Origin of the sequence: Enhygromyxa salina, assembly GCF_002994635.1 — a bacterium.
Taxonomy (GTDB): domain Bacteria; phylum Myxococcota_A; class Polyangia; order Nannocystales; family Nannocystaceae; genus Plesiocystis; species Plesiocystis salina_B.
The window spans coordinates 77059-98630 of the sequence record NZ_PVNL01000035.1 but is presented as its reverse complement, the minus strand read 5'-3'; the positions used below and the strand labels follow the sequence as shown (position 1 = coordinate 98630).

The following is a 21572-nucleotide window of genomic DNA, read 5'->3' as shown; positions in this document are numbered from 1 at the left end:
ATCCTACTGGATGTCTCGCGGGTTCACTCGCGGGGCAACACCAGCGCCCGCAGCTGCGGGTCCTCCGGCAGCTCGAGCAGCGGCGGCCACTGGCCCCACCACGGATCGCCGTCGTCGAGCAGGTACCCAACCGTGACCGAGGCCGCCGCTCCCGGCTCGACGCTCAGCTCGACCTGCGTCGCGGGCAGCTCTGTGGTGGTAGAGGCCCCACCCGTGAGCTCGACGATCCGCCACGGTCCGGGAGCGCGCTGCGAGTTGACCCACAGCGTCGTCCGCCGCCGGGTCGAGACTGGGTGCAGCGGGACTTCGTAATAGTAAGCGACCAGCTCCTGGTCCGCGGCTGGCTGCCGCCCCGGATCGTGGTGCGGGAGGATCAGGCGACCGAGCGGAGCGACCGGCAGCGGCTTGGCCAACACACAGCTGGGCTCAGCTCCCGCCAGGCGGACACAGTGGCGCATCGCCGCGAGGTCCAGCACAGGCTCGTACGGCGCCATCACGATCGTGTGCGTGGTGCCCGACGCGAGGGTCGTCGCGTCCGCTGGCAGCTCGGCCACCGCGTCGTTGCGCAGCTTGACGACGTACCACGTGGTCCCAGGCCGGCCCTGCGCGAGCGGGTCGAGGCTGATCTCACCGAACAGGCGCAGGCCACCAACGAGCAGCTCGTCGAGGCGCTGGCCCCGATCCCCGTAGCTGTCGCGCCCGCACTGGGCCCCGCGGATCGCCAGGTGCAGCTCGCCACCGCCGATCCCATGGTCGCGCAACACCGCCGCGATCGCCCGGACATCGGCGTGGTTCCAGCGATCTCGATCGACGGCCATTCGCCCGATGTACGCAGCCAGCGAAGCCAGCACGATCCCCGCGCCGACCAGCGCCGTCACCCCGACGCGCGCGCGCTGGGTCTCGACGCGGCGCGACACCACCCAGACCAGCAGCCACGCACCCGCGACGGCGATCACCGGGAACGCGGGGGCGTAATAGCGGACCGGGTGAGCCTCGACGAAGCCCGAGGTGAACAGGATCACGATCAGGGTCGCCAGCGGCAAGGCCAGGGCCAACACCGCGGGGCTCGGGCGCCAGCCGGGCTCGTCGGTTGCCGTGATCCACCGCCGCAGCGCGACGCTGAGGACCAGGCAGTTGAGCACGCTGGCCCCGATCCCAACCCAGCCGAGCTCGGCGAGGATCACCCGTCCGTTGACCAGCGACGACGCTGGCGACAAGACCATCGGGACCGCGAGCGCGCCCGCGAGCATCGGCAGCCACGCCGCGCGCAGGCTGAGCTCGACCGCCGCCGGGCGAGTTGATCGTGTGCCTCCTGCCGTCACCGCCGCCACGATCACCAGGCCGGGCCACAGCGCCAGGGTCGCGACGTGGGCCTCGTAGGTCAGCCCCGCGAACAAGCCCGCGAGCAACAGCGGACCCGATCGGCCCGTCGCCGCGCCGCGCAACATCGCCGCCAGGGTCAGCGCTGCCGGCAGCGCGACGCTCGAGGGGTTCCACAGGATCTCGCCCGTGCTGCTCAACTCCACGAGTAGCAGGCTCAGCTCGGCGGCGGCCGCGAGCGCGCCGACCACAACGCCCGATTGTGGACCTCCGAGCCGTCGGCCTGCGTCGAAGCTCACCGCCACCGCGAGACCGAACAACGCCGTGAGCAGCACCTGGATCCCGCTCACGTCGAGACCCATGCCGAAGCACAGCCCGAGCAGGCGCGGGAATCCGGTGCCGTGTCGGATGCCGCCAAACGAGGCCGCCGCGCCGCCGGGGCACTGCCCGGTGGCGCAGCTCATCCCTGCGCCGAGATCGGCGAGTGCGTCGTCATCTAGAGGGGTCGGCGCGGCGAGGAGCAGGCGTAGACTGAACGCGAGGAACGCGATCAGCAGCGGAACACCCAGCGTGATCCACAAGCTGGCCTCGACCGGGGATGGCCGCGCGGAGCTTCGTCGACGCCGCCACGCTCCAACTAGCGTGATCAATCCGGCGAGCAGCCACAGGCCAAACAGCCCCTGACCGATCGCGCGGACCAGCGGCGCCTTCACGGCTGGCGAGTCCGGGTCCCCGTGGTCTCGATCTTCTGGCTCCTCGTGGTGATCGGGCTTACTCGGGCCATCTTCGCTGCGCTGTAGCCAGGTCGTGACCGCGTCCAACAGCTCGGGGTCGGCGGCGACACCAGGCTCCGGTGAGACCGTGACCTCGTCGGTGCCGAACCGTGGGGAGTCGCCGGGCTGGCGGGGGGAGAGCTCGATGATCGTGATCGAGCCGTCTGGCGCCTTGAAGTGATAGCGGACTGACTCGGGCGTGCGCTCGACCACACGCCCCATCCACCGACCGACCTTGAGGTAGTGGGGCGTTCGCTGCTTTGAGTCGAGCGTCGGCTTGGCGGGGGTCGCAGGCTTGGGCTCGACAGCGGGATCGGTCTGCGCTGGATCAGTGTCGGGCGGGCTCCAGCCGGTCGCGCATACGAGCACCAGCGCGAGCAGTAGCTTTTGCCACTGGTTCCAGATCCGTAGCACGCGTGAGTTCAGCGGCTTGATCGGGGCGCCGTTCAAGCTGCGAATCTAGCAGACTTGGAACGTTCGTGACCACCCACGAAGCTGGGCGATGAGTTGGCGGTGGTCTCGAGAGGGGTGACAAAAATCGTAGAGTATCTGGAGCCCCATGGGTCATTCGTCACATCGAACCCGATCAACACATCGTCGGGATCTGGTTTTGCGGTCCCATCACTCGTCGAAGATCAACAATCGGTCGTCACCGTCGGGGACCAGCAGTCGACGCCCGTCTGCAGACAACCGCGGCTCCCCCAGCCGATAGCTGCGCCCCCGAAGCTCGAGCTCGACGACACGCCACGTCTTCGGCTCCACGGCCAGCACCTGCGCCCCGTCCTCGCTGTCGCGGGTCACGACCAACGACGCCCCTCGCGGGTGCCAGGCAAACCCGAAGAAGCGCCCAGACGCCTCGACCTCGGTCGAGGCCGGGTCCGCGCCGATCGACCACACGAGCGACATATCCGAGGCCGCGCGAACCTGGAGCGTGTGCGGGGTGGCCAGCGTGTAGATCGCTACCATCAACCATCGCCCGGTCGGATCAAAAGATACCCTCGCGCTCTGATTGTTCGTCAGCTCGAGTTCGGTCTCACTGCGCCGTTCACCGGTGGCCACGTCGAAGACGACGAGCGCGCTCTCGTCTGCGACCGCGAGCCACCCGTTAGGGTGGAGCGCGATGTCGTCCCAGATCCCTGACCACGGTATCCCTGTGGGGCCGGGGTCGTTCCCGAGCTGGATCGACTCGTCGCGCGGCAGCGGCCCACGCCCGAGCTCACCCACGAGCTCGCCGGTCGTCGTGAGCACGCGGATGATGTCCATATCCGCGATCGCCAGCATCCCGCCCGCTGCCCAGTCCACCGCCCTTCCGTATGGCGCGACGGACATCGGCTCCGGCCGACGACCGTCGAATACCCAAATACCCCCGGCCCCGGGTAGGGCGAAGGCGGCGCCTCCCGGCTGGGGCGCGATGTCCCAGTACAGCGGACTGAAGTCGCCGTTGGTGGTCTCGATCGGGGGCCCCGGCTCACACGTGGTCAGGTCGACGACGAAGGTGTGAGACTGCTCGGCGACCAAGACCTGATCGCCGGGCAACCACCGCACGAGATGCACGTCAGACAACCCCTCGCATCGCCGCTCGCGCTCGCCCGTCTGTGCGTCCCAAATCTGCACCCCGTCACCGAGCGCTCCCACGATCCGGCGCCCGCTGGCGTCGAGCTCAGCCGAATGGACCCGCAGGCGCTCGGCGGTCCGCACTTGCAGCTGACCGTCGCCCGCCGACCATCGCGTCAGCGAGTCGGACATCGTGTAGATCGAGTCCTCGTGGATGCCCAGGAGGTCGCCCTCGGGGAGCATCTGGATGGTCCGCCCAGTCGTGAGGTCGACGCGGGTGAGGGCTCCGCCCACCGGCCGCAGCAGAAGCTCGCGGCCACCGTTCCAAAACCGTAGCTCCGACGCGTACGGCAGCTGAAACAACCGCTGGCCGCTAACGGTGTCCCACACCTGTGTGGCTTCGTCCAGCGAGACCGCGAGCAAGGATGCGTCGGGCGAGTCCGCCGCAGTCAATGCGTAGCCGTCGATCTGCACCGTCGACTCGAGCTTGCGCCCGGCCAGCGACCAGCGCTGCCATCCCGAGTCAGTTCGCGTCAGCAGCATGGTCCCGTCGTCCGAGATTCCGCGGCACACGCCTGACGCAGACAGCCAGCTCTGGCCATCCTCGCTGCGCCAGACCTGACAATCGGGTCCCTGCCCACGGACGTAGTGCCGGTCCAAGTAGCGGGCTCCCGCGAGTCGTGCGATCTCCCGACCTTCGGGCACGGACCACAAGATCGCCTCGCCTTCGTCGTTTTCACTACGTCCGAGGAGGCGATTGCGGCTCTTTCCAAAGGTGAGCCGCCGACCAGGAGTGGTCGCCCAAGCGTTGACGAGCTCACCGGTCGTCGACTCCCACAGGCTCACCTCGCCCTCGGGGGAGCAGCTCGCAAGCCAGCGCCCATCCGGGCTCAGAGCCGTGTCTTCGGTCGGAAACTCCCACTCGGCCAGCAAGCTGCCATCGGCCGTGCGCCACACGCTGATGTGATCGTCGTAGTCGAGCGCCACGAGGCCCTCGTCCTCGCTAATGTACGCGTCATAACCCGATCCGCGATCCGGGTGCTCGGCGAGCAGCGCCCCCGTGTCCAGATTCCAGTAGCGAAGGACCCCGCGGTCCGAGCCCGTGAACGCCCGTTGATGCTCGGTGTCCAGGGCGACGAGGAAGCCGAGATCGTTGTCGATGCTCCGCGTCAGCCGGTATCCGAAGCCCGTCGGTCGAGGCGCGGCCGCGGCCGCGCCCTCGGGCGTGCTCGTGAGACCGGCCGAAGACAGGCTCGTCGCCGTGCACGTCGAGAGCGAGACCAGCCACGCCGACCCGAGCACGCGACGCGACGCCCTCATCACGGAAGCTCTCCACTCACGCACCCCAGCCGCTCGCGCTGCCCGGCGTAGTCCGACATCGCCGGCTCCAGCCGAGCCCGATCGTGCCGCCTGAGATCGAGCACGTCCTCGCCGCTGACAGCGAACCTCGGACCGCTCCCGCGCGTCGACCTCTGACGTGTCGTCGTCGCCTTCCACCACGGCGAGAGTACCCTGCGCTATGCCTGGTGGCGACCAGGACCTCGCGCTCGACGCTCGGCACCAATGTCAGCTCTGGCAGTAGCGCCTCGGCCCCCGGTACCATCCTGAGCCCCACCAACTTCGGGGAGCGAGTCGTTGGGCTTGGCGACTTCTAGCAAGGCCTGAGCCGTGGGGCGCTCTGCGTTGGGGCGGGATTGATGACGACAGCCAACCGTTCAATCCTCGAGGACGCGACGAGATGCACGAGTTGCGACATTGGGGCTTCGTGCTGATGCTCGGCGTGCCGGCCTGCACGGGTCCCAGCGCCCGTGAGCAAGTCGGGCACGAGCAGCCACCGAGCTCGGCTCAGCACCCGAGTGAGCCGCCGAGCTTTCCGCCGGTCACGTTGGATCAGCCTGAGTGTCAGGCGTGCATTCGCAACGACATCGGTCAATGTCGGCTCGAGCGTATGGGCTACTGTCCAGGCGGACCTAAAAATACCCACGAGGCCTGCGAGTACGAGGTCGAGTGTCCCAAGCGTTGCTGCGAGCGCTTCCCGATCCTCGGCGGCGTGGCGCTGGTTCGGCCTGGCAAGTCGGTGTGGGACTTCGGCTATCAGCGCGAGCCCTTCGAGGTCGCACGGGTTCCGAGGTCCAGCCGTGGATTGTTGGTGCGCGTGATGGACATCGACGACGATCACGTGCAGGTCCGGAGCATCGGAGCCGCGACACCAGACGCCTGCACCAACGTCCTCGATGACCTTCGCGGCGTGATCCTGTGGCTGGACGTGAAGCCGGGTGACCTGAAGCCGGCACCCAAAACCTGCAGCGCCGCCGTCTATGCGATCGGAGACCTCGACAACCAGGACTACGCCCTCCGCTCCGACGGGACCTACGCGCTCGAGTTCGACGCCGCGGCCTATGGCGAGGCGAGGGTGGTCAAGGCCTATACGCCGATCGAATATCCGCGGCGAGAAGGTGATGACAACGCGTTCATCTCGGGCGTGACGATCGAGCACATCGTGCTGCCGCAGGACGAGTCCGTCGCGTGCGAGGGCAACCGGTGCTGCTATCGGTTGCCCGGCGCCCTGCGTCCGCAGCTTTGCTCGAAGCCCCAGGCTGTTCACAACGCGACCCGGTAGCGCTCACGAGACCACGCACACGCCGACGTGCTCGCCCTGGTTCGACGTCGAGACCGCAGGGTGCGATTCACGCAATCAAGAAGGCGCCTTTGTTTAGCTCATCCGCCTCCGCGAGCTCGCGTCACGCCCGTGATCATGGGCAACTACAACGACGAGCTGGGCAAGGCTGGAAATCCGTGAAGCACCCTGAAAATGAGCGTGGGTGCACCCACAATATCGCGACTACGGGCAGCGCTATCCGACGGTCGGGCTTTTCGGCTACAAGCTGACTTCGTGTTTACCTCGATCCTCGCTCACCCGACACCCGCAGCAACCTCGAGCCTGCTGCTGATCCCTCTGCTGACCCTGGCGCTCGCGGCGTGTGGTTCGGAGCCGGAAGGGGACAGCGCCGCAGACGGGACCTCGACCGAGACGGGCGACGGTAGCGGTGATGGTGATGGTGATGGTGATGGTGATGGTGATGGCGATCCCGGTGACGGTGATGGCGATCCCGGTGATGGCGACGGCGACGGCGACGGCGACGGCGACGGCGACGGCGACGGCGACGGCGACGGCGACGGCGACGAGGGCATCGTTGGCTTGGCGACCGGCACCGGCCATTCGTGCGCGCTGCGTGGAACCGGCGCGGTCGCTTGCTGGGGCTTCAACCAATATGGCCAGATTGGCGACGGCACCACGATCACCCAGCTCACGCCGGTCACCGTCCTCGACCTGAGCGACGCGGTCGAGCTCGCGGACGGCTCCGGTTGGTTCACCAACTGCGCGCGGCGCATGAGCGGTGCGGTCGTGTGCTGGGGCAGGAACGACCTCGGCCAGCTCGGCGACGGCACCACGACGAATAGTGAGACGCCGGTCGCCGTCTCGGGTCTCGTCGACGCCGTCGCCCTCACCACTGGCGTGCAGCACAACTGCGCGCTGCGGGCCGGCGGCACCGTGGTCTGTTGGGGATACAACGCCCGCGGACAGCTCGGCGACGGCACCCTGACCGACAGCCACACGCCGGTCGCGGTCTTGGGTCTCACCGACGCCGTCGGGCTCAGCGCGGGCACGCGTCACACCTGCGCCCTGCGCCAGGATGGCTCCGTCGTGTGCTGGGGGGGGAACCAAAATGGAGCGCTCGGCGACGGCACCACGGTCGACAGCCTCGTCCCGAGCGCGGTCGTGGACCTCACCGACGCGGTCGAGATCGCGGCGGGCTTCCGACACTCCTGCGCGCGACGCATGAGCGGCGCGGTCGTGTGCTGGGGTCGGAACACAAACGGCGAGCTTGGAGACGACACCACGATCGAGCGCCACACACCGGTCGCGGTCGTGGGCCTCGCCGACGCCGTCGAGCTCGGGGTGGGCAACGGCACCAGCACGTGTGCACGACGTGAATCAGGCACCGTCGCCTGCTGGGGGGGCAACGACTTCGGCGTGCTCGGGGATGGCACCACGATCGACCGGCACACGCCGGTCGCGGTCGTGGACCTCACCGACGCTGTCGAGCTCTCGCACGGCGACCAGCATGCGTGTGCGCGTCGTGAGACTGGCGCCATCATGTGCTGGGGGAACAACGGCTCCGGAGCGATCGGCGATGGCACCTTGATCGATCGCTTGACGCCGGTACCCGTGATCGGGCTCTGAGATCGAGATGGTCGGGCCCAGCACCTAGCGTTCGCGTCGGCGCATCATGATGCCGGTCCGCGGACGCGTGGTCAGCTGGTAGTCGATCTCCGGCGTAAACCCAGGCGCAGCCTCGAGATCGAACCGCTGAAACAAGCGAGTGAGCACCAACATCAACTCCACAGTCGAGAAATGCTCACCGATGCACTTGCGCGGCCCCTCGGAGAACGGGGTGTAGGCGAACTTGTGCTGCTTGGCGAACACCTCGGGCTCGAAGCGATCGGGGTCGAATCGCTCGGGGTCGGGCCAAAACTCCGGGTGCCGATGGGTCAGCCAGATCATGTGCATGACCCGGACGCCTGGCTCGACCGGGTGACCGGGGCCAAGCGTGTCGGCGGTCACGCAGTTGCGCGCGACCGCCCAAGTCGGCGGGATCAAGCGCATGCTCTCGCGGGCGACCTGTTTGACGTAGCCGAGCTTCGCCAGGTCGGCGGACGTGGGCGCCCGACCACCGAGCGCGCCGTCGATCTCTTCGATCATGCGTGCGCGCAGGTCCGGGTGCTGACTCAGCAGCCACAGCGTCCACCCGAGCGCGACCGCGGTGGTCTCGTGACCGGCCACCACCATTGTCACGACCTCGTCGCGCAGCTGCTCGTACTCGAGCGCGGCGCCGTTGTCATCTCGACCCCGCAACAGCGCGCCGAGCAGGTCGTCACGATCTTCGCCGCTGGCTCGCCGATGATCGATGATCTGCCTGACCACGCGATTCAGCCCGGCCACGGCGCGCTCGAGCCTGCGGTTGCCCGGTGTCGGCACCCAGCTTGGGAACTCGGCGACCGCGGTGACGCGCTGGGAGATCAGCTCGACCGCGTCGCTGATCGCCTGCATGTCGAGCGCACCTTCTTGGCCGTCGAACGTCAGCTCGAACAGCGACTCGGCGATGATCTCGAGCGTGAGCCGCATCAGCTCGGGGTGAACATCGAAGGCCTCGCCCGGTGGCACCGTCTGCGCCCAGCGTTCGAGCATCCGGTCGGTCTGCGCGACCATCTGATCGGACAGCTTGGCGATCGTGCTCCGCGTGAAGCTCGGCTGGATGATCCGCCGCTCGGTCCGCCACGCCTGACCCTCCGCGCCGATCAGGCCGGTGCCCACGTGCCGCCGAAACTGATCGTAGGAGCCGCCCTTGGCGTACTTGTCCCGCCGCCGCAGCAGCAGCGACTCCGCGTCGTCGGGGTGCACGACGACCTTGATCGTCTCGCCAGCGACGCCGAATTCGAAACAATCACCGAGCTGACGCCACGCCTGATCGACAAACGGGATCAACCCGAGGCTGATCATCCCAGGCAAGTGACCGAGGACCGGCCAAGCCCGGGTCCTGGGCCAGGATAGTTTGGCGGCGACCGCGGGCTCCACGCGGGGCAGTAGAGCACCTCGCTCGCGTCTCTGACAGCCGCTGCGGCCCAAACGCCAAACACGGATCCCCATGGCCAGCTGCGTCCAGGTAGACATCAAGCGCTATCGCCGCCGCCTCCCGTGGGTGGGCCTGTAGTAGGCTGGCCGCGCCGATACGAGCATGTCTGACAGCCGGCAATTTGTTCCAGAACTCCTCGCCACCCTCGAGCACCTCGACGGCGGACGCACAGCGTTGCTGGCCCCGGCGCCGGGCCTGTGGCGCGACCCTCCCGCCGCTGGCGCGCTGGTCCGGCCCGGCGACGAGCTTGGCTGGATCGAGATCCTCGGCGTGCTGCATCGGTTGCGCGCGCCCGAAGCTGCGCTTGGGATCGTCAGCGAGGAGCCCGAGGAGATCGAGCTCACCCGCCGTCACGTCGACTTCGGCGCGCGGCTGCTGTGCCTCGATCCCGAGGCGCTCGGCGGGGCGCTGCACAGCTCGCGCGAGGCCGAGCGCGGACCCGCCAACGCCGACGGCACGCTGACCTTCACCTCACCCTCGAGCGGTCGGTTTTATCAGCGCGCCGCGCCCGACAAGCCGGCGTTCGTGGTCGCGGGGCAGATCATCGAGCGAGGGCAGACGATCGGGCTGCTCGAGGTCATGAAGACGTTCACGCGCGTGAACTATGACAATCCGAAGTTGCCGGCGAAGGCGAAGATCTTGTCGATTGTGGCGGCGGATCAGGCAGACCTTGGGCGTGGGGACGTGATCCTGACGCTCGAGGAGGTCTAGCAGCCCGTGGTGCAATGCCTCACGACACCTCGCTTGGCCTTTTCGCCGAGGGCAGCGTTGCCGAAACTTGCAGTACGCCCGGTACAGCTGCGTTTCGACGCCTCGCCCTCGACGAAAATTCCGGCGCGAGGAGCCGCGATGCATTGCACCACGGGCTGCTAGATTGTCCTCACCACCGGGTCCTCCCCCCCGAAATACCCCGGCCCCTCGAGGTCGGCGAACAAGCTGGGGTGGGTTGGACGCCAGCCATAGCGCTCGCGCGTGAGCTCGCTGGAGACCGCCATGTCGAGCTGGGCGAAGCGCGCGAACCAGTCGAAGTGCGCGGCGGCCTGCTCGGGGTCGAGGGAGACGACGGAGAGGCCAAGGCGAGCGCCGATCATCGTGGCGAGCTTGCGAAGCGGGATCTCTGGCTCCGCGACCGCGTGCAGCCGCGCCCCGCTGGGGGCCCGCTCGAGCGCGAGGCGGAAGGCCACCGCCGCATCCAAGCGATGCACGGCGCACCAGCGGTTGTCCCCCTCGCCGATGTAGGCTGACACGCCCTGGTCGCGCGCGATCGAGATGAGCATCGGGACGAAGCCGTGGTCGCCCACGCCGTGGACCGAGGGCGGGAGCCGAACCACTGAAACGCGCGCGCCCTGGGCGACGAGCGCGGCCGTGGCTTCTTCCGTGGCGACGCGGGGGACCTCGCTCGACCCGCGGGAGGACACGTCCTCTTCGGTCGCCGGCCGATCTGTCCCGGCGGCGATCGCTGCTCCCGAGGTCACGACCAGGGGTTGTTCGGGCCCGAGCGCGGAGCCGAGCGCCTCGATCGCGCGCCGGTCGATCTCGCAAGCTTGCGTGTAGCGCGAGAAGTCATGGATGAAACCCGCATGGATCACGCCCTCGGCCAGCCTGACACCTTCGCGCAGACTGTCGAGATCCTCGAGATCGCCGCGGTGGACCTCGACACCCGCGCGGACCAGCGCCTCGGCCGACGCGTCGGACCGGGCCAGGGCCAGCACCTGATGACCTCCGTGGATGAGTTCGTTGATGATGGCGGACCCGATGAAGCCCGACCCCCCTGTGATGAAAACTCGCATGTAACGGTTCCTTTCGCAGCTCGATGGCTGGCGGAGGAAGGCGTAACACCCTTGCTTTGAATGGATAATACCTGAAACTACTAAATACTTTTGTGTCCGTTCGAAACCCGATAGGAGCGCGGTGAGCTCCCCGCTACCCGTTTGAACGCGGTACTAAAGGCGCTCTCGGACGTGTACCCGACGGCGGCCGCGATTTCGGCGATCGGGGTGTCGCTCTCGCGGAGGCTTCGCCGGGCCAGGTGCATGCGCCAGCTCGTCAGGTAGCTCAGCGGGGCGGCTCCAGCTGCGGCCTTGAACCGGACCGCGAAGGAGGTGCGCGACATGCCGGCCGCCTTGGCGAGCTCGGCCACGGTCCAGCTTCGCTGCGGATCCCCGTGGATCAGGCGCAGCGCAGGGGTCAGCCGATCGTCACTGATCGCCCGCAGCCAACCCGAGGGCAGGGTCCCCGCGCTCGCCAGGTGGGCGCGCAGCAGCTGAATGAACAGCAGCTGGGCGAGCTGAGCCGAGGCCGCCGCCGCTCCGGGGACCGCCGAGCGCTGCTCGTGGAGGATCTGCTCGACGATCCAGCGAAGCGAGGCTGCGCGAGGGGAGACCGCGCGCACATGGATGCGCGGGGGCAGGACCTCGGTCAGGAGGGGCCCGCTCGAGGGGTGGAGCGAGACCATTCCGGACAGCACGACGCACTCCGACCGGTCGCCGTCGCCGAGCTCGACGATCGGCTCGGGCCGCGCCGCGAGGACCCGGTGGGCATCCTTGGCCGGCGTATCGGGGCCGTCGGCGATGACGAAGCCGCGGCGACCCGAGAGCAGCATCACGTCGCCCTCGTCGAGGACCAGGCCCTTTTTGCGCCCCTCCTCCCGCACCCAGCACTGGCCCCGCGCGAGGGCGAAGAACTTGAGCTTCCCGGGCCGCGGAAATCGAAGCGACCAGGCTCCGCCCGCCGAGATCCCACGGGACACGACCGAGCTCGCCTCCGTGAGCTGGAGAATGTCCGAGAAGGGGCAGCCGAGAGAGGTGGGCGCTGGACGGGGCGCGTCTGCTGCGAACGACGCGATCGACATTGTTGAACGATCGCGAAAGTTCTGAGCAGGCACAAGTCGGCCAACCCGAGATCTCGCTAAGCCTCGGCCTCGGCGGTTTTGCGGCGCGACATGGGGGTGACAAAAATCAGGTCGGCACCCTCGACCGACTCGGACGCGCGAGTCTAGAGTTCGCGTGATGTCCGTCCTTCGTGATTTGCGCTTTGCCGTCGTGCTCGTGGCCCTTGGCTTGGGTTGTGGAGCCGAAACCCCGCCCGCCGACGACCTCCCGGCGTCAACCGGCACGGACGACGACGCCGGTGACGGTGACGGTGACGGCGACGGCAACGGCGACGGCGACGGCGATGGCGACGGCGACGGCGACGGCGACCCGCCCCCCGGCGACTGGTTGATCCCCGAAGCCAACCGCGTGGGCAGCAAGCTCGAGATGTATCCGCTCTACCCCCGTCCCGACGGCGAGGTCTCGGCCGACGCCTACCACCGACACGCCCACCCCGAGCTGCCCTACCGCGTGCGCGTGGCGATTCAGGGCGGGGAGTGGCCGTTTCTCTACGAGCTGGTCGAGGGACCTCCCGGGGCGGCCTTCGTCGCGGGTGAGCTCGACCGGACGATGGACGAATCACATGACTGGATCATCCACGAGCGCACCCCGGGCTACGGCGTCCTCGAGTGGCCCTCGCCGGAGGCAGGCGATCACACCGTGCAGGTGCGCGTGACCGACCAAGCCGGGGCTTCGGCCGAGCTCACCTGGACCCTGAGCACCGACCCGACCGCGTTTGTGTTCGTCGATGCTGATAGCGGTGACGATGACGCCGCCGGGACCTTCGACGCCCCCCTGCAGACCTTCTCCGCTGGGTTGTGGCGAGCGGACGACAACGATGACACCTACGCGGGTCGCGTCGCGGTGTTTCGGTCCGGTCACTACGACATCTACGCCGCCGCGCCGAACACCAGCCCGATCCTCGACGGCACGACCAAGCCGATCGCCCTGGTCGGCATGCCCGGTGAGGACGTCACCTTCGATCTGTCGCAGGGTCACTTTCGGACCGCCAATAGCGGACAGTTTGATGATTACCTGGTGGCAGGGATCGACTTCGTGGGATCCCGCAGCGACCTCGCCAACAATCGCCTGTTCAACCTGAACAATCGCTCGGCGCGCGTGACCTTCTGGGAGTGCTCCTTCGACCAAAGCACGCTCGGCACGGTCGGCAACGACAACCCCGCCTGCATCGCCTTCATGTCGGACGGGCCCTACCACGAGAACCTCGCCGTGCTGGACTCCGAGCTGAGGACCGATGCCGCCTCCCAGCTCGTCGTCACCTTCGACTCTCGCCACGTCCTCTTCGAGGGCAACCGCGCGATCGGTGTCGACCTCCCGCCGGGCAACGGCGACATGTTCATCCACGCCAAGGACGACACCAACGACGTGACGATCCGCGACAACCTGTTTGTTGGGAAAGCCGCGACCGCTGCGATCGCCGTCTCTAATCAGATCACGCTGGAGTCGGCCGCGAACCAGGAGGTGTGCTGGAACCGCGTCGTCTACGAGGGCAATCAGAACGTCGACGCGGCGGTCTCGATCAATCAGGCATCCAACACGCCTGACGCGGCGAACACGTACATGTATCGGAACTCAGTGATGAGCGCCAACCGGGCGTTCCGCTTTGGAGGCTACGAGGAGCCGATTCCGACTGTGTTCGAGGGTAACGCGTATTACGGTGGCCATGAAGGGATCTTCGGGTCGAACAAGACGCAGACCGACATCGCCAACGTCGAGCTGACCGCCGCTGACTTTGATGAGCAGGCGGCTCTCGTGGGTGAGGCGCGTGATGTCCACGCTGGGCTGGCGGGCGCCGACATCGTCGCGCGCTGAGACAGGGGCACCTGCCGGATCGGATTTACCACCTGGACACCAAGTGCTCGTAGGTTGCGGAGGAGGCCTCCGCGTAGACGATGAGCGCGCCCTCAACGGACGGGCCATCGAACACGAGGGAAATGGTCTTGTCCCTGCTCGCCGCGAGAGCCTCGGGCTGCAGGAACTGCACTTCTGGAGTCGGCATTTCCGCAGTTTCATATACTGAGGGCTTCGCCACGTAGTCGGTCTCGGGACGGTCAGGTCCGAGCCGCACCGTGAGTCCCGTGAGTTCGAGCGCAATCGTGCCATCCTCAGTCAACATTGTTACATCTAAGTTGGTTGTGACATAGCCTTCGCAGATCACCTCGACATCGACAACAACATCTCCAGATGCGTCGACGACAATTCTGTCCTCGAAGTAGAACTCAGGCTCCGGCGGAAAGGTGAACGACAGGTCGAGCCCGGTGCTGAGTCCAACCGACCCAGGCACCTCGACCTCAATTCCCGAAGTCGAGAAGTCCCAGTGGAGGGACGTATGAAAGGACTCTGGAACCGCGGCCAAGATTTGCGAGCCGGTTCGACCATTGGGCGCGACTTCGTTCTCATCGGCGAGTTGTACTTTCGACGCGAGCTCGCACGTCGGCTTCTGGCCGCTGCTGCCCGTATTCGTGCCACCAGATCCAGAGGAGTCACCTGCACCTGGCCGATCACATCCCACCGCAGAGGCAGGCAACGAGAGGATGACGGCAATCCGAGCAGCCTTGCGCACCGTTTCCGAATAGCACGGCTGAGCAGCATTGTCTGGGCGAAGGCACAGAGGACCTTTAGGAGCCGCGCACGGGACCCGGGCTGGGAGCCTTCATCGGGGGCCGGCCGGGCGGACACCCGAGTTGGCCCTCCGGCACGTCCCAGATCATGGCGCAGAGCTCGAGCTCACCCTCGACAGCTCTGGGGCGTGGCGCGCCGACGACGGCAGCGCCACCGGAGCGGATGCCCCAGCGCTCGCAGCCGAGCTCGATCGACTGAAACCTAGCTCGATCCGAGTGCGCGCGGACGCGAGCATCCCCGCGTCGGTCGTCGTCAATCTTCTGCGTGTGCCTGATGTCTGGAGCGCCCGCGCGCGCCGTCAGCTCGAGCTGACACTACTACTCATCACTGACGACACCGAGCGCGAAACATCCCCACGCGGCTCGCGGAAACCCAGCGAATACGACTCCGCGCGGATGCTTCGCTCCAGAGTCCGCCCGGTCATTGCTCTCGGGCGGGATCTCGGATGATGCCTCGCCCGGTCATTGCTCTCGGGCCTCACTCAATGATCATCCTCCAGCCCTTCGCCTTTACGATCCATTCGTCAATCCAAGCCGGTGGCGACTTCAGCCGTCCCTCCAACTCGAACGTCAACGTGGACGAGTCTAGATTCACCTTGCCAACGTTGTCAGCAATCAAGTCCAATTCGTCATCAAATTGGACCAAGGTAACATTCTCTCGTTGTTTGAAGAGGACATCCGCCTTCAGGGTGATGGGACATTCGAGGATATTCTCCGCAATGAGCAGAACCCGGCTCCAAAGTGGGACAACGACTGGGATGCTACGACGCGGCGCCGGTCGTTTTGCGCAGCGACTCGGGCTGGGCGCGGAACTTCACGCGCCGCTCCTCGGAGAAGCCCTCGGTGGCCTCGGTCGCGACCTGCCGCAGCAGCGCCACCGCCTGCGGGCCCTCCTCGAGGCTGGGGACCGGCAGCTTGTGCAGCTTGCCGTCCCCGGTCCCGATCATGACGCCGGTAATGTGTTGCACCTGATTGACGGTGTAGAACCACACGATCCGTTGCGGCGATCCAATCGCCTCGAGCCCCTTCGACGCGCGGAAGCTCAGGCCGAGCACGATGGGCCCGAAGAGCAGGCCGAAGGCGCCGAGCGTGGCCATCCGGGCCATCCGGGCCATCGAGCGGTCGCCGGTCTCGGAGAAGCCCCAGTACACGGCCGCGATCGACATCAGCGTCACGACGACGGCGGCGATGCGGTTGGAGAGACGGCGCTTGTTCACGGCGCGCTCGAAGAGCGCATAGGCGGGGTTCGCGTCGGTCATCGGACTCTACTCTGCGCTCGAGGTGCCCTGGACTCACGAGGGAGCCGCGGCGGACGCGCTGGTGTCGCTGCTCGCTCGGGCTGTGGGACGACCCACTTTCGGCAGACTACTGCGGCGACCAGCGGATGGGAATAGAGGGCGCCGGTCGACCCCCTGGTACTGCATGGCCCGCACGTCGTCCTCGGGACTGGAATGGCTGCTCCTCTCCAAATTTCCCGGACGAAGTCAACGCTTGCGAGACCAGGGTCTGTGCGCCAGATCAGCCGGGCATCTGCCGGCTCACGCACGCACTCATCGCGCGCCTACTGCACCACCAACCGAGCAAGCCGCCCCTCGAGCTCCCCCCGCCGATAATCATCCGGCCGCGCACTCAAAAACGCCGCAATCGCCACAGCCTCATCCCCCCGCCGACCGAGTGCACGCAGCGCCAAGATCCGACCAAACTCAGCCTCAGGCGCGAGCTGCTTCGCCCCCCGCTCCAGGTACAGATCATAGGCCTCCAGCGCCCCCACGTGATCCCCCGTAGAAGCCAACAAGTCCCCCAGCCGAACAGGCACATTCACCGCCTCAGGACTATCCGGATAGTGCTCCAGCAGCGCCCGGTACAAACCAGCAGTCTCCCCATGATGCCCCGCCGCACGCTCACGCTGAGCAGCCTCGGCAAGCTGCTTGGCGCTGGGAGTAGGCTGCTTCGCGCTCACCCGCGCCTGACCATCTCCGGCCGCATCAAACCCACCAAGCAACCCCGCGAGCTCGAGCGGCTCCCCCTCCTCGAGCTCCAGCCTGCGCTCAGCAAGCAGCTCCCCCCGATCATCAAACACCCCCAACGCGTGAACACCTGCAGCCAGCGACAGGTCCATCACCCCGCCACCAAGCGCGTGACCATCGAGCTGCAGCGACAGCTCCCCCTGCGCCGGAATCGACAGCTGCGCCGTCCCGGGCGAGGCCCGCAGCAGCTCGGCCAGGCCGGCGAGCTGCGTCAGGGCGGTAGGCGTCACCTCGACGGGACTGGGCTCGTCACTGCCGATCTCACCCCGCATGCTGGTCCGCTGACCAACCTCGAGCAAGCGCACGCTGGGATCCCGCAGCTCCACTCGCCCTTCGAGCACGGTCACCCACACGCGACCCTCGTGGCTCTCGACCGCAAACACGGTCCCGATCGCCGTCACGCTACCGAGCACAGTCTCGACGGTGAAGCGCTGACCGGGCCCAAGCGGATCGAGCGCAGCGACGAGCCGCCCCTCGTCGAGGTGAACCCGCCGCTGGCCAACCTCGCTCGCACCCGGCAGCTCGAGCGCCCCCTCGAAGCACACGACCGCGCTGGGGTTCGCCCACGACACACACCCCGGCACCGACAGCTTCGCGCCCGGCCCGACCGCGCCGCCAAGCTCAGTCCCCGAGCTGCCAGGCGTGCTCGACATGCTCGACATGCTCAACCACCCAACCGAGTCGACCGGCGTCGCGTCTGCGCTCGCCGGAGCCCGCTCGTGATCGATCTCGGGCGCGGTCTCGACGGGCTGATCTGGCCGAGCGCTCGACCCTGCGTCACCAACCTGCTGCGGGTCCTCCCCGCGAGTGCCCAGCCATACCAGCAAGCCGGCCGCAGCCGCGAGCGTGGCCATGGCCGCGAGCGGCGGCCGCCTGCGGGGCTGTCGTAGCGATGCAGCCGGCTGCTGCTCGGCCCGAAACGCCGCGAGCGCGCGCGCGCCAAGCTGCTCGAGCTCGGCGTCGGTATCTACCACTGCATCAATCTCTGGCTCCGCGAGTGCATCGAGCGCGAGCGCCCACAGCTCGCGCTCTTTGGCGCACTCGGGGTGTCCGGCCTCGTACTCGCGCACGAACGCCCGCTCGTCATCGCTGAGCGACTCACCCACGACCTCTCGGTCAATCAGCGCCTCCCAGCGCTGGGCGTCGCCGCCATGCTTGGCTTGGTCGGGGGTCATGTGGCTTTCCTGGTAATCGACCGGATCGGCATGGCTGGCATCACGGACTTGATCGACTTGATGGAGTTGATCGACGCGATCGTCTCGCGCTGCCGCAAGCACTGGCGCAGCTGTCGACGCGCCATGCGAAGGCGGTCCTTGACGGTGTTGGGCGAGGCCTGGGTCTGGGCGGCGATCTCTTCGACGGTGAACCCCACCGCCCACAGCTGCAGCGCCTGCTGGCGATCTTCGGAGAGCTCGTCGAGGAACCGCCACACGCTGGCCTCGGGGATCTGGGTGTAGCTCGCCCGCGGGTGCTCGAGGCGATCGGGGTCGACGTCGGTCAGCCGAGCCTGCGCGCGGAGCCGGCCTCGCTGCTGCCGGATGATCGTGCGAACGCAGATGCGATCGCACCAGGCCTCGAGCTTGCCCTCACCGCGAAAGTTGGTGGCCGAGCGCAGGACCTCCATGATCGCGGTCTGCGTGGCATCGTCGGCGTCGGCCTCGTTGTGGGTGAACTTGCGGGCGCGGGCCCGGACCTGGGCGATCACGCGCTCGACCAGCTCGCGTTGGGCCTCGGGGATCTTCGCGGCGACCCGGTTCATCAGCTCGAGGTCTGCAGCGGGATCGCCTGCGGGGTCACTGGTGACCGGCAGCGTCGGCCCCACGCAGTCGGGGCTCGTGCCCTCGACCGGCACCGGGACCCGAGGACGCATTGCCGCCGCCACCACGACCGCAGAGTAGCGGTCTTTCGCCTGCAGTAACACCTCCGCGAGGCCGTGGACGGATGGGCCTGACATGGGTGGATAAAATTTCCGGCTGTCGAGCAGCGGGCACCCAGAGACCAAGGTCGGGCGCGGCGCTGGCCACGGCCATGAGGCTCGGGCCGAGCTGTTCGGACTCGTCCGTCGCCGCGCTCGGGGCGAGCGATCTGCCGTCGGGGTGACGCTCCGAACTTCCGGGCAAGGGGAGTCGCATTGGTCAATGCGGTATGGGAGGCCGATCGTTGGCGAACACACGCCCATGTCCCGTCGCGAGTTTCGCAACCCGTGCCGCTTGGTAGAGACTGCAACCCATGTCGCGCTTCGTCTCGATCCCGCTGTCCCTCGCGTGCCTGTGCGCGCCGCTGCTGCTCTGCACTCAGGCCGCGCTCGCCAACGAGGGTCAGTGGAAGCCCAGCCAGATCGCGGAGATCCAACCGGAGGCCGCCAAGGCCGGACTCACGCTCGACGCGAGCGCGCTGTGGGATCCCGCTGGCGACGAGCACACGGGCGGCCTGATGCGGGCGGCCGTCAACTTCAGCGGCTGCTCGGCCGCGTTCGTCAGCGCCGACGGCCTGATCGCAACCAACCACCACTGCGCCTACGGGGCCCTGCAGGGCAATTCGACGGTGGAGCACGACTATCTCAAAGATGGGTTCGTGGCCAAGACCCGCGGTGAGGAGCTGCCGGCGACGGGCAACTCGATCAAGATCCTGCGCAGCATCACCGACGTCAGCGAGCAGGTCCACGCCAAGCTCGAGGGCATCGAAGACGACGGCGCCCGGGCCCGCGCGTATGACCAAGCCCGCAACGAGCTGGTCGACGCGTGCGAGGCCGCGGCCGAGTTCCGCAATTGCCACGTGTCGTCGTTCTTTGGCGGCAAGCTGTTCGAGCTGCACGAGTATGTCGAGCTTCGCGACGTGCGCCTCGTCTACGCGCCGCCCTCGGCGATCGGTGAGTACGGCGGCGAGACCGACAACTGGATGTGGCCCCGCCACACGGGCGACTTCTCGCTGCTGCGCGCGTACGCGAGCCCGGAAGGTGAGCCGTCGGACTACGCCACACAGAACGTGCCCTATCACCCAACGCAGTGGCTGCGACCGTCGGCCCAGGGCGTGGATCCGGGCGACTTCGTGGCCGTGCTCGGCTACCCCGGCAAGACCGATCGCTACCTGTGGGCCAGCGAGCTCGAGCGTCATCACCAGCAGTGGCTGCCGATGCGCGTGAGCATGTACGGCGAGTGGATCGAGATCCTCGAGGCCGCCGGGCAGCGCGACGCCGCGGTCGGCATCAAGGTTGCGGCGTTGAAGAAGAGCCTGGCCAATCGCCACAAGAACGCGGCGGGCAAGATCGCCGGGCTCGACCGCTCGAAGTTCTCGGCCACCCGCGGCGCTGAGGATCGGCGCATGCTCGAGGGCGGTGACGACCAGGCGATCGCCACGCTCGAGGCGCTCGCCAGCATCACCGAGGCCAGGCGCGAGCGCGAGGCCTGGTCGTTCCTGCTCGACAGCCTCAACTACGCCCCGCGCAGCCTGGTGATCGCCCGGGATCTCGTGACGTGGAGTCAAGAGCGGGCCAAGCCGGACGTCGAGCGCAAGTCGGGCTACCGCGACCGCGACCACGATCGGGTCTGGAACCGGCTCGAGCAGGCGACGAAGGACTACGACGCGCAGGTCGACGTCGAGCTGCTGGCCTCGTTCTTGGCCTACGCCGACATGCTCGAGGGTCGCCGGATCGCCGGATTCGACAAGATCATGGGCGCCGCCAAGGGCCAGGGCGGCATGCCCAGCAAGCGCGACGGCGTCAGCGGCCCACCCGAGGCCTACCTGGCCGCGGCCAAGGACGCGCTGAAGGGCTCGGCGCTGGCCGACCCCAAGGCGCTGCAGCAGATGTTCGAGAATCCGGGCAAGACCGCGGCCAGCAAGGATCCCATGTTGGTGCTCGCGCGCTCTCTCGTGCCCGAGCTCGACGAGCTGGCGAAGATCAAGGACGCCGAGCGCGGTCGCCTGCTCGAGCTCGAGCCTCACTACTTCGAGCTGATCTCGCGGATGCGCGGGACCTCGCTCTACTCCGACGCCAACGGGACCCTGCGCATGTCTCACGCGACCGTGCAGGGCTACAGCAAGTGGAATGATCAGGTTCAAGAGCCCCAGACCGTGCTGGCGGGGGCCGTCGCCAAGCACAGGGACGCCGGCGAATTCGACCTGCCCGACGCCGTGCTCGAGCAGGCCAAGACCGCGACCGCGAGTCGCTGGATCGACGCCGAGCTCGGCGACGTGCCGATCGCGTTCTTGGCCGACTGCGACACGACCGGTGGCAACTCTGGGTCGCCTGTGATCAACGGCAAGGGCGAGCTGGTCGGGTTCAACTTTGATCGGGTGTGGGAGAATGTTGCGGGTGATTACCTGTGGCGGGCAAGCCACTCGCGCAACGTGATCGCCGATGCTCGGTATCTTTATTGGATGCTCGATGAGGTCGAGGGGGCGGGGCATCTGCTGACAGAGCTCGGGGTTGCGGAGTTTGAGGGCGCCGCGCCCAAGGGTGCTCCGAGCGGCGAGGCCGAGGGGGCGAAGCAAGGTGAGCGCACCGGGACCAAGCCTGCGACCGCGCGCAAGCCTGCGAGCGCGGCTGGGTGTGGGTGTACGGTCGAACAGGAGCCCTGGGCGCCGGGGGTGTTGCTGTTCGGGCTCGTGGGGCTCGCGGGGCTTCGGCGGCGGAAACGAGACTGAGTTCTCGTGGCGTGCACATCCGCGGAGGTGCGTTCTCGACAACCAC

The 21572-nt window shown here is 67.6% G+C and carries 14 protein-coding genes; 5 read left to right on the top strand and 9 right to left on the bottom strand.

Annotated features, from left to right (window positions below; genetic code table 11):
- Window positions 1-23 precede the first annotated feature (23 nt).
- The gene (locus tag ENSA7_RS07400; protein ID WP_106088503.1) at window positions 24-2543 is read right to left on the bottom strand and encodes a hypothetical protein; all 2520 of its coding nucleotides are present in this window, start codon (window positions 2541-2543) and stop codon (window positions 24-26) included.
- A gap of 171 nt (window positions 2544-2714) precedes the next feature.
- On the bottom strand, window positions 2715-4967 hold the full coding sequence (locus ENSA7_RS07395) for a WD40 repeat domain-containing protein (protein WP_106088502.1): 2253 nt from the start codon (window positions 4965-4967) through the stop codon (window positions 2715-2717).
- A gap of 418 nt (window positions 4968-5385) precedes the next feature.
- Between ENSA7_RS07395 and ENSA7_RS07390 the strand changes: the two genes are divergently transcribed.
- Entirely contained in the window at window positions 5386-6267 is an 882-nt protein-coding gene (locus ENSA7_RS07390; RefSeq protein WP_106088501.1) for a hypothetical protein, read from the top strand.
- A 273-nt stretch (window positions 6268-6540) separates the two neighbouring features.
- Entirely contained in the window at window positions 6541-7893 is a 1353-nt protein-coding gene (locus tag ENSA7_RS07385; RefSeq protein WP_181233381.1) for an RCC1 domain-containing protein, read from the top strand.
- A gap of 24 nt (window positions 7894-7917) precedes the next feature.
- Here ENSA7_RS07385 and ENSA7_RS07380 read toward each other — a convergent pair whose 3' ends face one another.
- Window positions 7918-9357, bottom strand: coding sequence for a cytochrome P450 (locus tag ENSA7_RS07380; protein WP_280523983.1), 1440 nt, complete (start codon window positions 9355-9357; stop codon window positions 7918-7920).
- A gap of 88 nt (window positions 9358-9445) precedes the next feature.
- Here ENSA7_RS07380 and ENSA7_RS07375 point away from each other — a divergent pair, with 88 nt between their 5' ends.
- Entirely contained in the window at window positions 9446-10054 is a 609-nt protein-coding gene (locus tag ENSA7_RS07375; protein ID WP_146157440.1) for a biotin/lipoyl attachment domain-containing protein, read from the top strand.
- A gap of 158 nt (window positions 10055-10212) precedes the next feature.
- Here the strand turns inward: ENSA7_RS07375 and ENSA7_RS07370 are convergent, their stop codons facing one another.
- Together ENSA7_RS07370 and ENSA7_RS07365 are read right to left on the bottom strand one after the other, a co-directional pair.
- Window positions 10213-11133, bottom strand: coding sequence for an SDR family oxidoreductase (locus ENSA7_RS07370; RefSeq protein ID WP_106088497.1), 921 nt, complete (start codon window positions 11131-11133; stop codon window positions 10213-10215).
- Window positions 11134-11213: 80 nt separating this feature from the next.
- Window positions 11214-12194, bottom strand: a complete 981-nt coding sequence (locus ENSA7_RS07365; protein ID WP_106088496.1) for an AraC family transcriptional regulator — start codon at window positions 12192-12194, stop codon at window positions 11214-11216.
- A gap of 157 nt (window positions 12195-12351) precedes the next feature.
- Here ENSA7_RS07365 and ENSA7_RS07360 point away from each other — a divergent pair, with 157 nt between their 5' ends.
- Entirely contained in the window at window positions 12352-14046 is a 1695-nt protein-coding gene (locus tag ENSA7_RS07360; RefSeq protein WP_146157439.1) for a hypothetical protein, read from the top strand.
- A gap of 25 nt (window positions 14047-14071) precedes the next feature.
- Here the strand turns inward: ENSA7_RS07360 and ENSA7_RS07355 are convergent, their stop codons facing one another.
- From ENSA7_RS07355 to ENSA7_RS07335, 4 genes are all read right to left on the bottom strand, one after another.
- Window positions 14072-14797, bottom strand: a complete 726-nt coding sequence (locus tag ENSA7_RS07355) for a hypothetical protein (RefSeq protein WP_146157438.1) — start codon at window positions 14795-14797, stop codon at window positions 14072-14074.
- A gap of 819 nt (window positions 14798-15616) precedes the next feature.
- On the bottom strand, window positions 15617-16114 hold the full coding sequence (locus ENSA7_RS07345; protein WP_106088492.1) for a hypothetical protein: 498 nt from the start codon (window positions 16112-16114) through the stop codon (window positions 15617-15619).
- Window positions 16115-16416: 302 nt separating this feature from the next.
- Window positions 16417-18057 (bottom strand): FecR domain-containing protein, encoded by a 1641-nt coding sequence (locus tag ENSA7_RS07340; RefSeq protein WP_106088491.1) that lies wholly within the window; start codon window positions 18055-18057, stop codon window positions 16417-16419.
- Entirely contained in the window at window positions 18054-18836 is a 783-nt protein-coding gene (locus ENSA7_RS07335) for an RNA polymerase sigma factor (protein ID WP_181233377.1), read from the bottom strand. Before ENSA7_RS07335 ends, ENSA7_RS07340 begins: the two co-directional genes overlap by 4 nt.
- Window positions 18837-19111: 275 nt before the next feature.
- On the opposite strand from ENSA7_RS07335, the gene ENSA7_RS07330 reads away from it, so the two are divergent.
- Window positions 19112-21526 carry a S46 family peptidase gene (locus tag ENSA7_RS07330; protein WP_106088489.1) on the top strand — a complete coding sequence of 805 codons (2415 nt, stop codon included), beginning with the start codon at window positions 19112-19114 and terminating at the stop codon, window positions 21524-21526.
- Window positions 21527-21572 lie beyond the last annotated feature (46 nt).